We start from the raw sequence: 15,843 nt of genomic DNA, 5'->3' as shown, positions 1-15,843 counted from the left end.
TTCAATGATTACACGCTGCGTTTCCCTTGCTCTTCTGGTTTCCGCAGTGCCATCGGTTAATGCTGCGACGAACTGGATGGAGGCACGCGGTGATGCTATGGGTGGCACCGGCGTGGCATCCGCGCACTACGGTACAGCTGCTCTGTCTAACCCTGCTCTGTTAACTACGTCCGGACCAACCGATGATTTCAGCCTGGTGCTGCCATCGATGGGCGCCCAGGTCTCTGACCCGGATAAAACCGTGGATAAAGCGGATGATGTTAAGGACCTCTGGGATCGTTTCGACAGCGCCGTCGCTAATCAGTCCGGTGTCAGCGAAAGCGCCGCGGCACTCAAGAGTAAGCTTCAGGATTTGAAAAACACACATGCGAACGGCCAGGTCGGGGCTTCAGTTATTGCAACTGTGCCGAACCAGACACTACCGTTCGCCGTTGTGGTGAAATCATGGGGTACTGTCTCTGTCGATGGTAAGGTCAGCGATCACGACCTGGAATACCTCGACAAGGTCGCCGATGGCACAATCCCCCCTTCTGCAGTGGATACTGACTCACTTACGTCAAGAGCCTACGGTCGTGCGGCTGTGATCACCGATGTCGGCGTGGCCATGGCGCATGAGTTCGAAACTGCAGGACATGCCTGGTCCTTTGGTATCACACCAAAATACCAGCGCGTTGACCTGTTTAACTACAACGTTTCCGTCAGTAATTTTGACAAAAACGACATTGACTCCAGCGAGTACCGCAATACCAAAACCGGTTTTAACGCCGACGTCGGTCTGTCCACAAACCTGAACGATAACTGGACTCTCGGTCTGGCCGTACAAAATATCATCCCCCGCTCAATCGATACCAAAGAAGTAAATGGTGAAAAGGGAACGTTCAAGATTAAACCGCAGGCCACTGCCGGCGCCTCATGGCACAACAGCTTCATCACAACCGCGCTCGATGTCGACCTGACTGAAGCGAGTGGTTTCACCAGTGATAATAAGCGTCAGTTTGCAAGTCTGGGTGCCGAGATTAATGCCTGGAACTGGATGCAGGTGCGTGCGGGTTACCGCCAGAACATGGCTTCCGGAGAAGGCAATGCTTTCACTGCCGGCCTGGGGTTCTCTCCGTTTGATGTGGTTCACCTGGATATCACGGGCATCGCAGGCACTGATCGTACCTACGGGGCGGTTGCACAACTTCAATTCACTTTCTGATCCAGCAAAATGAAGGGGCTGTTTACTGACAGCCCTGGAAGTCCTCAGGAGAACACTATGAAAAAACTCATTCTTTGCTCAGGTATCTCTTTTGTACTTATGGCTCTTGCGGGGTGTAGCCAGAACCAGCTCAATCAGTTTCAGCAGCAACTGTCAGATGTCAGCACAATGATATCACCTGGAGAGCAGCATACTTCTGACAAACAGGCTGAACGTAATGAGATTACCCAGGCATTCAGCCTGCCAGTCGGCGTAGATACTGCTGCACTACGCCTGAAGCAACATTATGGTTTTCCCTCAGATGAAGATGTTTCAGCAGCAAGAAACAATGGCCAGGGAAATGCTGGCTGGTCAGCATCGGCAATTTCAGAAGGTGCCAGTTGGTCAGCCCAACCTGGGTCTTATTATCGCATGAGCCGGAACTGGGCAGCTAATGATCGCCTGACAATAGAAGTCACAGGCGATGCTAAACGCAGCAACGTGACCGCAATTTATCGTTCCTCCAATCCGGAGCATCTTAAACCTGAATGGACCGCGCGCCTGTGGAAACAAATTCCGGAAGTCGCACGCGGTACGAAGGTTAGTCGGGAGGTCGGGCAATGAGCAAGTCACCTTCTCCACGGCCGCAGGAGACTGATATGTCCAGTTTACCAACTGGTGAAAATATCAAAGCCATTGAAAAGCTAATTAGCGATGCCTCAGAGGTTATTGCAAAACGCGAGCGCTCAGTCAGACGTGCAGAACGAAATCTGGAAATAGCCGAAGACCACCTTGCAGACCTGGAAAATCAGAGAGATGAACTCGTCATAGCGAGCTGGGGAGATGTTCCTAATTGGCATGGAATATTTAGTATGAGTGAGGATGCCTCAACTACCATGCGAGCATACCGTGATAAATGGGTCGGTACGATCGCAGGTCTGCGTCTAACTGCCTTCGGCAATATTTATACCGGACAGTCAGTTTACGGGATCGGTTTCACAACAAAGTCTGAAGAAGAACTGGAGCAAACAGTCCAGATGGTGGAGTTTGTTCTGCCGTACCTTATTGCTGATGAGCGAAAAGAAAAATCATTAATGATTTATAACTACCCCGCGGTGGACTGCTACCACAGCTTCGTTTTTAATATCGAAACAGGTACATATGGCATCGCCACAGATCGCTTTATGTCACGTCAGGAAACGATGGAGTTTCCCTCACTGGAATTCGCACTTCGTCATCTCCAGGCAAACACCTTAATAGACGATGTAGATAAACGGAAAAGCCTGAACGATGAGGTGACGGAATGAAAGATGTGTACTGGGTAGTCGAAGCCAACGGGAAGGAAATTGGCGCTATGACACTGGATGAGTTTGAAGACATCCAAAAGTCCGTGAAGGCAAACTGGTTGAACAGGATCGTTGCCGTTATCAGGTTTTTCTTTTTCCCTGCATATAAGAAAACAGGCCTGTATTTGCCTGAAATTGAAGAGGAAGTAAAAGCACTTTTGCAGGTCAGAACTGATGCTCCGCTAACCATTAAATTCGTTCGCGGAGAAATGCCATCTCAGATAAGACTACTATAACGGCCAGTAGCAAGATGCTGCCTCATCAACCATTCAATCTCTATACCCAATAAAAAAGCCCCCGGGAGGGAGCTTTTTATTATTCAGGCGGCCTGATTCAGGACATGACGTAAACGACCGGGCCAGTTGCCCTGGTAATGCGCAAACGTATGCAACACACGACGGCGTTCATCGCAAAGAGAGTTGCCAATAACCACTTCACCTGGCACTCCACACAGCGTTAACTGAATATAAGCCATCCCCGCAGCCAGCGGATCGATATCAGTAGCTGAAACCCACAAATACCGGTGTGGTGAATAACCGGCATCGCGCAGCACAGTGGCAAATGCGAGCACCATACATCCTGCGCCACAGGCTGGCTCCGCCAGGGTAATAAAAGGCTTGTCCGCAAAATTATCAGCAACGTTGCCGAGTTGCATGCGCGCCATCATGATGCCCACATCCCATGGGGTAAAAAACTGACCACGATATTTATCACCCAGTTCGAGCTGCATGAAAACCTGTCCAAGAAAATCCCCCGGTGAATCATCCAGCCCATTGACAACATGGGCCAGCAATTCTGCCATACGGACTACATCCTTCTTTTCATAACGTGCAACTATGTGTAGATATTTCTGCTCCCGCTTTTCGCAGAAACTGAGGGCATTCTGAAGAGCAATAACGCTGCAACTGATGAAGTCTTCAAAAACCTGATGTCGATGGTGATAACGAGCAGTCTGGTTGAAAAGCGAAATGAACGCCTTTTCATGGTTTATAAGATTTTTCATGCATGTCTCCTTTAACGGGAAACACGCCCCTGACGGGGAAACAGTGTTTCCCGTCAGGGTGAAAAAAAGCCACAACAAGTGTTGTGGCCAGTATGTTGAACCGGTTAGCCCGGGTTATCCTGGTTTAGTGTCAGGCCCGAATGCTCCCGTATTGTGCCGCTGGCGCCGCATATGGCGTTACCGCTGTGGTTTCCGTAGAGACAAGGTACATTCTTGCTGTTTCACCGTTGCTCAGTTGCTGCATTTCTTCCGGCCAGGGGCCACTGTCAACGTGATCACCGCGGTCAAAACAGTTATATCCGGAAAAACCTTCATCCACTGATTTCCAGTAATGACGGATCTCACAGTCAAACAGCTCTGACATCTCACCCATAACCTCTCCAGATGGCGGGTACCAGGGGGTATCGAACGTCAGTAATATCGTGCCCAGTGATTCACGGCTCCAGTTGGCTTTATGACCAGCCGGGAACTCCACACCATACAGCTGCGTGTAAAGATCTGCAGTTGTGTTAAGCCCCCGGAACAAACCACTGTTACCGTTCAACTCAGTTGCAAGACGTGACGGCATTATCATCAGCATATCGCAGGGACAACTCGCGGCCGGCATTATACTGAGCCATTCCCAACGCTCCTGCGGATCGAACTGTTCCCCGAAGCTGGCAACACCAAACCAGTCAGCATAGTGAACAGCCATCAACTGGGACATTATCTGGCGCGATGAAACTGGAATACTCTCCCATTTAAGTGTTTCCAGGCCGGACTGAACCCAGATCTTCTCCATACGTGCAATAGTAGCGCTGTCGAGCCACGCATCCTTTTCCATTAATTCCAGGAAATGCTGGAACGCCTGGTTTGCCGAAGTAGAAGCCCCCGTACCGGCGGCCGTAAGCATCGGATAAGCAGTAAACTCTGTCGCTTTTGTTGGCTTAAGTATCCCGGCACATCCAGCAAGAAACAGCTTTATGGCCTGCCGTATGGCATGTCGATAACGCGGAGTTTCAGTGCCGGCAATCCAGGACTGCATCACGTCAATACAAACAGATTTCGCAGTGATTTCCAGACGGTTTTTGCACCATGAAAACATAGTTATTACTCCTCTTTAGTTTAGACAGAGGGCATCTCCCTGAGGAGATACCCTCAGGGGATGCTGATGACCAGGGCCATCAAGTTTATTGTTAAGCAGCCTTGTTCTGTTCCGGTTGTCGGTTCAGTGGCTGCAGTAAAAATTCCGACGCTTCCCGGGCAAACCGGCAGGCGCGGAAAAAGGCTTTTTTATCGTCACGAAGTACCTTCAGCCAACTGGCCAGATAGCTTTCATGTTGAACATCACCGTAAATACCCAGCTCTGCACAAAGAAAAGCACTGCCGGTTTCGGCAATAAGCTCCTCAAAGGCGTAAACCGGATCACCGAATTTTCGCGAAGAAGATGTTATCCCTTCACGGCTAAGGCGGCGGCTGTGGCCGGTTGCATGAACCAGTTCATGCAGTAGCGTGGACCAGTAATCAGCTTCAGAATTAAACTGCGAAGTCGTAGGCATCACAATTCGATCGGTTGATGGCTGATAATACGCCCGGTTTTGTCGGTACGATGTGCAAACCACACCGGTTGCATTCAGTACTGACAGTACCTGCCCCTGTTGTTGTTCACTGAGTATGGAATGCCGCTCCTCTTCTGCCTCTGTTGGCGGCATGCCGGCAACAGCATCCGGCAGTCCATCACACTGGGCGACATTGAAAAGTTGCAGCGGCTTCAGCATCGCAAGCGACTCCATGACGGGATTACCGTCTTTATCGAACAGCTTGTTATCGTTGCCATCCGTCGCCTGTTTCTCAAACGGTTTGTAGATAATGGCCATCGAGCTGGTTTCACCCTTGCGCACCTGACCACCCACGGCTTTCGCCTGCTGGTATGTCAGCCATCGATCGGATGGAAATCCCCGCTCTTCAGCAGACATCCACAGCAAGGGTATATTCACTCCGCTGTAATGGCGGCCGGTTGTGGCATTCACCGGTAACGCGCTGCCATGTACGTTCTGTGCAGAACGCCACGGCCGGCGCCACGGTGGAACCCCTTTTCCCAGGGCAGCAATGATTTTGTCGGTGACCTGCTGGTAAAGATCGGCTTTCTGAGCCGGCGCGGCCTTACGGCCGCGAATGGATTTGTTCATAAGGATGCAACCTGTAAAAAAGGGCGCATCCTCCCCGGGGGCGGAAGAATGCGCCACCGGGAGTGGAAAAAAGTCAGAGATAGTCAGTAATACAACCTAACGGCGGGTTGCCGCGTAACGGAAAGAGCCATCAGACATCACCTCGCTGACGCTGCTGCGCACGCTGCGAACCGCACTCTCAAATATCGCGCGATCAGCAGGTTTTGCCCGTTTACAGTCGAGACGGATTACCCTGTCAAGCACATACAGCGCCTGCGAGCGCCAGCTCAGACGTTCCGCATTCCCCACACAGGCAGGTAAATGCCGGAGAGACTGATCGTAGAGCCAACGAATATTGCTGCGATATTCCTCCACCAGGACATACACCTTTTCTGGCGGACGGGTCTCTTTACGAATTGTCATACCAGTCCCCAGTGGACCGGCCGATGGCATCATAAAAAGATCGTGGTGTTCGGTCAGAACGGCGTCGAATTTGCTCTGCTCCATAAAGGTCTGAAAAGCGTATTCCTTCCCGGGAATTAACAGGTCTGCATTTTCCGACCAGTTTGCATCTTTCGAGGGATTACAACCTTCCGCCCATGCCCTGAGCCATTCGCCGGGGTTTCGGTCATCCGGAACCCGGATGTATATACCAAGGTTCTTTTCAAGCAGCAGTGGCCTTTGCATACCGCCCTGCTGTGATAAAAGAGGGCGTAATTCGGTTGAGGTAAAGCGAATCATCAGGACTCCTTAAATTAATAAGGAGGAGACTTCCCCTGGAGGGAAGGTCCCTCCGGGAAGTGTTAATCAGTCAGAACTGATTCAGTCGAAACGGTAACGCAGCCAGGCCATCTGCTGCGCCATCTGCCGTCCCGCCCGTAAAGCCTTACGTGCGGAGGCAAACTGACCGGCGCTGGCCAGTTGCTGATACTGCCAGTCACGCGAACTGTAGCCCGTTCTGCGTGAAATGATGGCGGTAAAACCCCCTTCAGACTGAACGACCTCGGCGCGGAAACTGCTGTGACCGCTACGGTTGGTGAACCATTCGGCCTGCTGCTGCCGCATTGCTTCTGAAATGCGGCTGAGGACGCGCGTGGTATGGGTGATAAACAACAGTATTATACTGCTCATGGTTTTCTCCTTAGTTAATGCGGAGAAAACCATCACCGCAGATGCAGGGAGGTTGTCCCCGCATGGGTTGGTACATCAGTTATAAGCTGGCTTCATTCAGAAAACACAACCACCTCCGTATGGAGAAAGTCCCCATAGGGTTCAGTGCATCACGTCAGAAATCAGCATCGCTGCGTTCCATAGACAGAAAGGCCTCTTCGTCTTTGACTGCGCTTTTGTAGAAATATATCCAGGCTTCTTTATCAATACCTTCTGCCATGCGGCAGAGGTCGTTAAAGAATGCCTCCCATGATCCCGGTATAAGTTTTCGAACATACAGTTCAGCCAGTTCCCGGGCAACAGAAGCCATATCCCAGACATAATACGGAAAGCCGTCTTCATCTGTCCCGGTATTTAGGTCAAGGCGGCGAAGCGCTGCGATACTCAGCAGCTCGCCTTCCGCTTTAGCCAGTGCAACTTTGTGAGCATTACGCTCGCTGGCACGGATGTGAAAATCTTCGGTGAGAATTAACTCGTTCATAAAGGATTCCTTAAAGAGTTGTGGAATCCTGTCCCTGACCGGGACAGAAGTCCCGTTAGGGTGAGAAAATCTTCGACTAATAAGGCCGTCAGGCGATGTCTGAGAAATGGGCGCTCTGATAAAACATTTCGCGCAATTGCTCTGTAGCTTCGTCCAGCTCTTTTTCCTCGCGAGACCTGGTAACGCCCTGAAGAAAAGCTGTACTCCAGTGAAAACTGTGAACATCTGTCCCCAGAAGCGTAAGCTCGCTCACTGCTTCTTCGACAAAGGTATGTTTTATGAAGCCATGCTCAGTTGCAAAACCAACTGTATGCGCGACATGTCTGAGAAAAGTCAGGTAATCAGGAAGGCCGTCAGCAGGAACCTGAGGATCTGCGTCGACCATGAGTTTGTTATCCAGACGAACGTTAAGCTGAGTTTTTACGTAATCCACAATGATTTTTGCAGAAGCGGGTGAGTCACAACTCAGTAACGCGAGCGGATTGATCATTCTGGTGTAATGCATGGGTACGATTCCTTATGAAAAAAGGGAACCGTCCCAAAGGGAAAGTATCCCTCAGGGTGAGAATCAGGCCAAAAATGCCGGATGAGTAAATCAGGTGTTTGGTAGTGTGAAGTGATGTAGAAAAGGACCTTAACCTGTAATCAGGTTCCTGTTTGCAAAGGTTAAACAGGTTTGAACCGCCCGAAAGCGCCATCTCTCAGGTTATGATGGCATTGGCATGTGATTACCCGAAGGCGCCTGTCTCAAATCACTCAGGCATTGGCAGTTGTCAGAGACAACGTTAGCAAATTAAGCGTACACAATTCCCGCACCTCAGGCAATAGTGTCAACGCAAAGATCTTCCCACATTGTGGTTTGAACCAGGACGATGAAGCCCTTAACGGAAAGTCACTACTGCTGAGAATATCCTGAGAAAATGTGTCATGTTTAAATTGACCAGAAAAAAGGATCATATTTTTACATTTCATGAGCGTTTTCTTTTTCTCTCAGTGATTTCCTGAAAGTTTCAGACAGTGCGCCACGGATGAAATACAGACAGGCATCAGTACGGGTAAATTTGTCTCCGTAATGCGCATGAACCTCCTGTGAACAAGCCACCTCGTAATGCCCCCTATCGATAATACGTGAAATCCTTTCCTTCCATCCCAAAAACACACGACCAATAACCAAATCCTCACCAGAAACAAAAATGCTTTTACTCATTACCCTCTACCTTATTATAAACACGAGCCACGTATTGTCCCCTGCCATCGCCATGTCCCAAATCCATTGATGCCAGAGCCTGTGCCTCTTCTTTAGTGAAACCTCTTTTCATATGATAATTCATGACATCAACAGAGTAGGCATAGCGTAAACTATGAGGCGCATATTTTCCTGTTAATCCGGACTCACGGACAACATTGCGATAACGTTCAATAGCCGTATGTAATGATGGCTTATCAATCAACTTTCCATTATTTTCATTCAAGTGTTTAAGGGACGCATTGATTGCAGCCAGAGTTGATTCACGATCTAATACCGTTGTATCTCTTGGTCGTCCTCCTTTTGTCCCAAATACAACACGTATTTTTTCGTCACCATTGAGTAAAGCTTTTTTCCAGGTACGCAACGATTTAGCAGACTGTACTGTTTCTTCTGTTCTTAACCCGAGTAATCTGGATAATCTCATTGCACATGCAACGCCATCATCCTTTTGCTCTACACTCGTCAATACCTGCCGAAAATAAGCATCGGGAATAGCAACCTTAGTTCCATCCCGGCTCGTTTCCGAAATACCCAGAGCCTGATTGCTCAGTTTATCATGAGAAGGATTTGCCATGAATGTTTTCCCCGCAACACGTAACAAAGCCCGGATAGCTGCCATTTCGTTCTGAAGTGTGCGTCTGGAAATATCTTCAGAAAGGCGGCTCTTCATATACAACTCGATATGCCCCGTCTTGATATTTTTAATATCTCTGATTTGAACATTAAGTTTTAATAAACGTTCGGCAAACCTGTCCGCAATTTTCATTCGGTCAGAAACGGTTTTAAAACTTCCCCCTGCCTGCCTGGCAAGCGTTTTAAGATTTTTATTCAGTTTTGCCATAAACAACCCTCCATTTAAACAGGTGTCAGTGCTTTTCCGTCTGCGTGAACGGAAAAGCACTGACACCGGCTGCGCCACAGCTACAGACGATGAATTTCACCCCGACGGCACGGTTTATGGTTGTGCTTCCTGCGTCTCGACAGATATCTGTGCATCGGGGCGGCGAAATGTTGAGTTATTGCGAAGCTCCCCAGGTCTCTGACCTGTTCGCGGTTTGCACCGGGCTGAAATTAATCAGTCTGCTTCCACACACCAGTATGTTGACTGGTGTCGCCATCGATATCGTGTCGATTTTCTCCTTTCAGAATGAAGTCCTTACCCGTTTTTACGAGAAAGACGTTTGGTTGATAAATGAACAAGAAGTGAATGAAGTACGTTTTTAAGGCCCTTAAAACCTTTAAGTACGTGTTGGTCAGTTGGTAAAAAAGTTGTCGAAATGGCAGTGCGTCAGCTCTGCCTGTTATGCGCTGCGCGCGTCACTTGGTACTCGTTTCACTCGTGCACAAGTGACGCCGCGCTCCTCTGCTCTCAATGCAGTCGTGGAAGATGCCCAAATGTTCCAAATGGTCATACCCACGCCGCAAAGTTCGCAACGGCCAGCAGCGTCATAAAGAGTGAAAACGATAAGAAAATTGCGGCCAGACAACGGCTGCAAGACGTATCTGAAAAACAGATACAGAAGTGAAAGGGACCTTCATCGCCAGATTCAAACTGTATACGATCTTCGTTTTCAAAGGGTAAACGAAGTTACCGCCCGAAGGCGCCACCTCTCAGGTCACGGTGGCATTGGCATGGCGATCACCCGAAGGCGCCTCTCTCAGATCGCCGAGGCATTGGCATGTTGCATACAACGCAACGGTACAACGAGCAAGATATTAGATCGGAGCGTGATCCTTTATCAAGTTTTTATCTGTGACATGGAAGACGAGTCTGCAGGAAACCCTCCAAAATTTGAAGGGTACCTTTAATGATTTACATGTAATCAATAGTCACCTTTATGATGGATTCTCGACGATGAACTTATCATAAATATCGTCCAGACCAGTGGCCAGACTATGGTAAAACTCCGTATGATATTCCCCATTACATGAGTACTTTATAATCCATCCATATGAAAAGTCTTTCGTTGTATATTCAATATCTAAAATTGTCACAGAACTACCGAAACACAATAAACGTATAAGTCTGTTAAATCTGTTTAAATACTCAACTGAATTTATCTCTACATCGTAATTACTTTCTATATGACCTATTCGATCAGCAATAAACCAAGTTTCTGATAACATGCCTTTAATTGTTGATGGAAATAACCTACATGCCATCAAACCATCAATAATATCCTCATTGAATGATACGCCCTGGCAGTTTATTTTCGTTCTGACAGAACCCAGAAAATAAAAAATGAATCTTAAATAACCACGACATTTATCATAATTCCATCTCTGAAACTCGCAAACTTCGTATTTTGTAAAAGATACACCATTAACCGTAGATGTATAGCTTAATATAAATCCGACATACAACCTGGAATGTTTTTCTTCAAGTTTCTCAGCGTTCTCAAAAGATACATTATTTGCCTTAACTACAGAAACCTTAAGATCAGAATGTCGGAATGATTTATCCAATATCAATATACTGATTGGCTCAGGCGCTTCAGCACTTGTTCCAGACACTGCCCCTAACCATTAAGGATTGAATCGCCACAGAATACCAAGTAATGCGCCAACCTGGTAAGCACTGAGAGCCAGATTAATATTTTAATCTGGCTCTGTTTCTGAGAATATCTATGTAGTTACATTTTGGTTCAAGAATCAATCGAAAGTAAATAATCAAGTCCTGACAAGCACTCCTCCAGACATTCAGCTACGACTTTAATATAGGGTTCAGTTTGGCTGCCTAATAAATGGGTATACCCCTGTAGAGCAGGTAAGTGTGCACATATAAATCCCTTTAAAATACTCCAGGTCTCGGGGGTGTTTAAATTTTCATTTGTCAGCACACAACTTATAAAAAGCAATTCCACACCAAAATGGTCACCAGGAACATGTTTATGTACCATCGGCAATTTGATGTTAAGCATAGAGGGAGCAAAATTGAATTTTTGATAGAAATCCTCTTCTTCTGCTCCCCCATCAAAGCTTGCTGCAGGAAATTGCCAGATGTCTCCATGACGTAAGCCATTACTAAAGACATGATTATAGGGTGGACAAAACAAACCAGATTGTGGGAAGCAGAAATAGTCATAAAACGCCTGCTGACATTCTTTAATCGCAAGGTTTTGCCCTGTACATTGCTTTATCCAGTCAATAAGCTCTTGTTCAGGGCTTTTGAGTAGTAAGGATCCAGCAATATCACAGGTTCTTCTCAACTCTTCCACTTCACACATACTTGCCCCCTACGCTTTGATAATTTTAGCTCGTGTATTAAAGAAACTGCTACTGCCACCAATTGGATCCATAAGCGGCATCCCCCATACATCTGGATCCAGTCGCATTATTGGATTTAAATTTATCCCCGCAGCCCGGATTTTACTGCCTTTAATTCGCTTCCCACCAATATCAATATCGGTTGCTCCGTAACCCCAATGGCCATAGCCAACGATAAAGCTGATCACTCCGGGTGCAACCCCATCTCTGAGTTTTACTTCACAACGCCTACGCCCTTCAACAGTTTCGACCCATACACTATCACCGGTTTTCAAACCGAGAGCTTTCCCATCCTCGGTATTAATTTCAGCCCAGTTTGTCGGCTGTATCTCTCGGATAAAACTGTTGGAAGACAGTCGGGACTGGGTCTGAAGTGCACTTTTTCGGGTCAATATTGTAAAATCCATACCTTTGCCCTGATCGAGCTCATCCACTTTTTTCCCCATCATAGTGAGAGATGGTTGCCAAAGTGCAGTTCCTGAAAAACGTTCACCGGTAAAACTATTTAGACCCTGAGCAATTTTTTCATTGTACATTCTGATACGATTATTGAATTGATTTTTCAATTGCGTACCATTCCGTCTGGTAGTAACTGGCTCAAAACGACCACCGCGTGACATTAAAAAAAGTACTTTTCTCCATTCATCAGACTTAAGACTACTGAAATACTTCTTCTGGTAATCTTCAAGACCGGCAATTTTTATATCATCATCAGTAGCATCCGATACTGGTGTTCCACTATAAGCAACGTTTGCAGTACCTTTCAGATAGTAATCCTCCATTTTTTCGAGAGGCCATAGAGTTCCATTACTGTCAGGGATAGCATTTTTCCCAAACCCAGCCATGTTTAATTTCGAAGCTATATCAATAAAGAAAGTCTCAAGACAAAAATGTTGTCCCGCCTGGTTTTTTCCAGTCAGCGGCTCGATAACGGGATAACGTACAGCAGTCCCCTTGACCATAGTTGCTTCAAGCATCGGATGCTGGACATAACGTTCCAGATATGTAATGTCAGGGATAATATAATCTGCATACATGCTGGTATCACTAACGACAATATCACTGGCAATAATTAATGGTATTTTTGTTGGATCACAAACCCCTCGAATAATATCTTCTTTACCCATGCCTGGAGCGCTGTATAAAGGCGTACACATATGCCACAACAGAATGTCGGCTGTATACGGATAACCTTCCAGTGCTGAAGGCAAGATATCACTGAAAATATCTTTAGTGAAAGGGAACCACGGCCTTTTAGCTGGGTAGGGGGCTTCGCCACGAGCAACCTTTGTCTTAAATTCAGTAGAATCTTCATAGCGAAAGCCATCTTCACGGGTAATTTTAATACCAAATTGAGCTGGCACCAGAGAAGGAATAGCAGTCAGGTCATATACCCCTTTGTCATAAGGGAATCCACCTCCCCCGAGGGAACCACCACCACTCCAGTTCAAATTACCGATTAAGACGTTCAACTGATTTATTGCAAAACCTGTATAATAACCGTTCGGGTGCTGTGCAATTCCACGATAAAACTCTGTGGATGCTTTTCGTCCATGCTTAGTGAACTCGTCAGCTAAATTGACAATATCGTCAATGCGAACACCACTGATATCGGCATAATACTCTAGAGAATAATCATTCGCTGATGTCTTTAATAAATGAAATGCTGTAGCAACCCCTATACCATTAACACTCCCGCTATAATCCAGTATTGCTTTAACACATTTTTCCGCTAATTCTGGAATACCAGTGAGATTAATTACGACACTGTCGTTACTGTCCCCCAAGGCAGCTTCACTAGAAGTAATAAATTTCCCAAAATTAGGATGTGTTTCATCGGTAATAATCAGATAACTGGCATCCGTGAAACAAGTTTCACCAGCATTTTTGGCAGAAGACTGATTAGGGTAACTTAAAAAATCCGTATTATGGCGATTATGATCTATAATCCAGCTTATCATCCCCATTGCGATAGCACCATCAGTACCTGGTCGCGGAGCAAGCCAGAACATATTTGGGTCATCCGTTATAGTTCGGGGTAATACTGGATCAATAACAGCAATTTTACAGCCCTTTGAACGCGCCTCTGCTGAGTATTTCCCTAATGTCTGCATAGGGAAATTAGCTTCTCCAGGCGCGGTTCCCCAATATAAAACAAACTCTGACTCACAAAGATCTGCTTTAAAATTATTATGCTCAGTATATACAGCACTCGTAGCAATGTGATGGCTTAATTCGCATATATTAGTGTGTTCGTAATTATTAACTGTGCCAAAGGATTTCGCGAAACGAGTCTGAAAATCTTTTCGCGTTTTAACAATACGTCCGCTTTGTATAACAAGCTTATTAGATACTCGCCCTAAGTCATGATTGTTATCATCAATCCATTCATCACGTTTTTCATATAATGCCCGGAATCCTTTTATCTCAAGGTTTTGACTAGCCTCATCACCTGTATCAGCGAAAATCTTTCCACCATTGACCACTTCATCGATCAGTTTTTCCCACTCAATAGGCACCCATTTATTACTTCCTCTCGGGCCAGAGCGCTTCAGGGGAACTGTCAGTCGATATGGGTCGTAAGCAGTTTGTAGACCCGCGTTCCCTCGGGCACATAGTGTACCCGGAGTATTGGCAGTGTCCACCACCGGGATATTCATATCCTTATAATCAATCAATGTGTTCGGATGATATGGATTACCCTGTAAGCGTTCCAGTTTTCCGGTTTTACGGTTCACTTTGGCTCTCAGTCCACACTCTCCATGACACTGAAGACATACAGAATGACGTACCATATAATTGGGATTTATAACATGCTGGCCAGTTTCTTTATCAAGCAGCCATTCAGGTTCAGTTGACTGACCATAAAAGGTTGATTTTGCTTGCTCTCCTGCATCTAAGAATGTACCTGCACGGTAAAATACTTTTCCATAAATACTGGCACCAACACCTACACCTAGCGCGGCACAACCTGTAAGAAAATGACGTCTGTTCATTTAATTTCTCCTCCTGTATGTGCCGGATATTTGTGTTGGAAATTCTCATAAAACAATATGACTAAAGCAAGAATACCTGCCATGAAAAATATACTACCAAAAGAATATAAATATTCTTTTGGTTCAGGGTGATAAGTAAAGACTCCGGCGCTGCTACGACTCGTTCCCTGCCCCCCAACCAACAAAAGAAAACGAACACCCCAGGCAGAGATAGCAGATAGAATAATGATAATTATGTAGTGGATTTTATTTTTAGATCTAATTACAGCAATCATAACGCAAGCTAAAACCAACGCTCCCACAGTAATTATCTGCGTTGCTAAATAGTTAGAATCAAGTAAACCAAAGGAGGTGCTGATAGTTTCTCCCGCAAAGACATGCCCCCACCATGTGAATAGCAATAAAATAAACATAGTAATAAGCATCACACCAAGCCCGCAATAAGATGAAATTACTGCCGGTTGTTCATTAGTATGTTTAGAAACTAAACTGTAGGCTATGAATCCAGTATAAAGTCCACTAAGTAACATTAAGACTGCAGACAGTGGGGTATTCCAGAGTGCAATACCATGCTCATTAGTCATGAATATTCCAGAGTACATCCCTAAAAATATCCCAGTTCCTATAAGAAGGATTTTCGTTAATTTATCAACGAAAACAGACAGCTTTAATGGCGTGAGTTGCAGGATTAGTAACAGGCAAAACAGGGGTAAAATCAGTACACCATATTTTATTATTGAACCGTACCAGTGTTCCCAACCATATATAAATCCATAAATTAACCGGCCGGGTTGCTGTACCTCTGCTAATACATTTAATATGCCTCCAAATGCTAATGCAAAAGCCAATGCCACAGGTAAAAGGTTAGTCTTTGACTGACTCCCCCAGTTAAGGAAGGACCAGATAACAGCGAGACCTCCTGATGCACCTAACAATAGCGAGTAATTAATAAAAAGCAAGCCAAATGGAGATTGATGTGCAATATTTAAAATGGTCGTCATCAT

General features: G+C 46.2%; 18 protein-coding genes. 5 read left to right on the top strand and 13 right to left on the bottom strand.

Annotation, left to right across the window (positions count from 1 at the left end):
- Positions 1-4: 4 nt before the first annotated feature.
- Genes QMG90_RS04160 through QMG90_RS04145 form a run of 4 tightly spaced genes read left to right on the top strand, consistent with a single transcriptional unit; the run spans position 5 to position 2,762 of the window.
- Entirely contained in the window at positions 5-1,201 is a 1,197-nt protein-coding gene (locus QMG90_RS04160; protein WP_077816025.1) for a conjugal transfer protein TraF, read from the top strand.
- Positions 1,202-1,258: 57 nt separating this feature from the next.
- Complete coding sequence (locus QMG90_RS04155) at positions 1,259-1,804, top strand: hypothetical protein (RefSeq protein WP_042999148.1); 546 nt, start codon at positions 1,259-1,261, stop codon at positions 1,802-1,804.
- 35 nt (positions 1,805-1,839) lie between these two features.
- Complete coding sequence (locus QMG90_RS04150; RefSeq protein ID WP_042999147.1) at positions 1,840-2,487, top strand: hypothetical protein; 648 nt, start codon at positions 1,840-1,842, stop codon at positions 2,485-2,487.
- Entirely contained in the window at positions 2,484-2,762 is a 279-nt protein-coding gene (locus QMG90_RS04145) for a hypothetical protein (RefSeq protein ID WP_042999146.1), read from the top strand. The genes QMG90_RS04150 and QMG90_RS04145 overlap by 4 nt, the downstream gene beginning before the upstream one ends.
- 83 nt (positions 2,763-2,845) lie before the next feature.
- Here QMG90_RS04145 and QMG90_RS04140 read toward each other — a convergent pair whose 3' ends face one another.
- The 9 genes from QMG90_RS04140 to QMG90_RS04100 all read right to left on the bottom strand — a co-directional run bounded on the left by QMG90_RS04140 (position 2,846) and on the right by QMG90_RS04100 (position 9,417).
- Positions 2,846-3,529: a DNA methyltransferase family protein gene (locus QMG90_RS04140; protein ID WP_042999145.1), complete on the bottom strand. Its 684-nt coding sequence runs from the start codon at positions 3,527-3,529 to the stop codon at positions 2,846-2,848.
- Positions 3,530-3,659: 130 nt separating this feature from the next.
- On the bottom strand, positions 3,660-4,613 hold the full coding sequence (locus QMG90_RS04135) for a DUF1281 domain-containing protein (protein ID WP_000493293.1): 954 nt from the start codon (positions 4,611-4,613) through the stop codon (positions 3,660-3,662).
- 91 nt (positions 4,614-4,704) lie between these two features.
- The gene (locus tag QMG90_RS04130) at positions 4,705-5,697 is read right to left on the bottom strand and encodes an ArdC family protein (protein ID WP_042999144.1); all 993 of its coding nucleotides are present in this window, start codon (positions 5,695-5,697) and stop codon (positions 4,705-4,707) included.
- Positions 5,698-5,793: 96 nt separating this feature from the next.
- Entirely contained in the window at positions 5,794-6,417 is a 624-nt protein-coding gene (locus QMG90_RS04125; protein WP_042999143.1) for a hypothetical protein, read from the bottom strand.
- An 81-nt stretch (positions 6,418-6,498) separates the two neighbouring features.
- Positions 6,499-6,807 (bottom strand): hypothetical protein, encoded by a 309-nt coding sequence (locus QMG90_RS04120; RefSeq protein ID WP_032676630.1) that lies wholly within the window; start codon positions 6,805-6,807, stop codon positions 6,499-6,501.
- Positions 6,808-6,961: 154 nt separating this feature from the next.
- The gene (locus QMG90_RS04115; RefSeq protein WP_042999142.1) at positions 6,962-7,327 is read right to left on the bottom strand and encodes a hypothetical protein; all 366 of its coding nucleotides are present in this window, start codon (positions 7,325-7,327) and stop codon (positions 6,962-6,964) included.
- An 88-nt stretch (positions 7,328-7,415) separates the two neighbouring features.
- Positions 7,416-7,832: a hypothetical protein gene (locus tag QMG90_RS04110; RefSeq protein WP_000559511.1), complete on the bottom strand. Its 417-nt coding sequence runs from the start codon at positions 7,830-7,832 to the stop codon at positions 7,416-7,418.
- Between the two features lie 456 nt (positions 7,833-8,288).
- Positions 8,289-8,534, bottom strand: a complete 246-nt coding sequence (locus tag QMG90_RS04105; RefSeq protein WP_042999141.1) for a hypothetical protein — start codon at positions 8,532-8,534, stop codon at positions 8,289-8,291.
- The gene (locus QMG90_RS04100; RefSeq protein ID WP_042999140.1) at positions 8,527-9,417 is read right to left on the bottom strand and encodes an integrase domain-containing protein; all 891 of its coding nucleotides are present in this window, start codon (positions 9,415-9,417) and stop codon (positions 8,527-8,529) included. Before QMG90_RS04100 ends, QMG90_RS04105 begins: the two co-directional genes overlap by 8 nt.
- Before the next feature lie 89 nt (positions 9,418-9,506).
- Between QMG90_RS04100 and QMG90_RS04095 the strand changes: the two genes are divergently transcribed.
- On the top strand, positions 9,507-9,800 hold the full coding sequence (locus tag QMG90_RS04095; RefSeq protein WP_155404032.1) for a hypothetical protein: 294 nt from the start codon (positions 9,507-9,509) through the stop codon (positions 9,798-9,800).
- 612 nt (positions 9,801-10,412) lie between these two features.
- Here the strand turns inward: QMG90_RS04095 and QMG90_RS04090 are convergent.
- The 4 genes from QMG90_RS04090 to QMG90_RS04075 all read right to left on the bottom strand — a co-directional run bounded on the left by QMG90_RS04090 (position 10,413) and on the right by QMG90_RS04075 (position 15,843).
- Complete coding sequence (locus QMG90_RS04090) at positions 10,413-11,090, bottom strand: hypothetical protein (protein ID WP_053263390.1); 678 nt, start codon at positions 11,088-11,090, stop codon at positions 10,413-10,415.
- Positions 11,091-11,221: 131 nt separating this feature from the next.
- Complete coding sequence (locus tag QMG90_RS04085; protein WP_042999138.1) at positions 11,222-11,803, bottom strand: hypothetical protein; 582 nt, start codon at positions 11,801-11,803, stop codon at positions 11,222-11,224.
- Between the two features lie 9 nt (positions 11,804-11,812).
- The gene (locus QMG90_RS04080) at positions 11,813-14,839 is read right to left on the bottom strand and encodes a molybdopterin-dependent oxidoreductase (RefSeq protein WP_042999137.1); all 3,027 of its coding nucleotides are present in this window, start codon (positions 14,837-14,839) and stop codon (positions 11,813-11,815) included.
- Positions 14,836-15,843, bottom strand: a complete 1,008-nt coding sequence (locus QMG90_RS04075; RefSeq protein WP_046494316.1) for a hypothetical protein — start codon at positions 15,841-15,843, stop codon at positions 14,836-14,838. Before QMG90_RS04075 ends, QMG90_RS04080 begins: the two co-directional genes overlap by 4 nt.

The sequence above is a fragment of the Trabulsiella odontotermitis genome, from assembly GCF_030053895.1.
GTDB classification, from domain to species: domain Bacteria; phylum Pseudomonadota; class Gammaproteobacteria; order Enterobacterales; family Enterobacteriaceae; genus Trabulsiella; species Trabulsiella odontotermitis_C.
The sequence above is the reverse complement of the archived record's forward strand: the minus strand, read 5'-3'. Positions and strand labels throughout refer to the sequence as shown.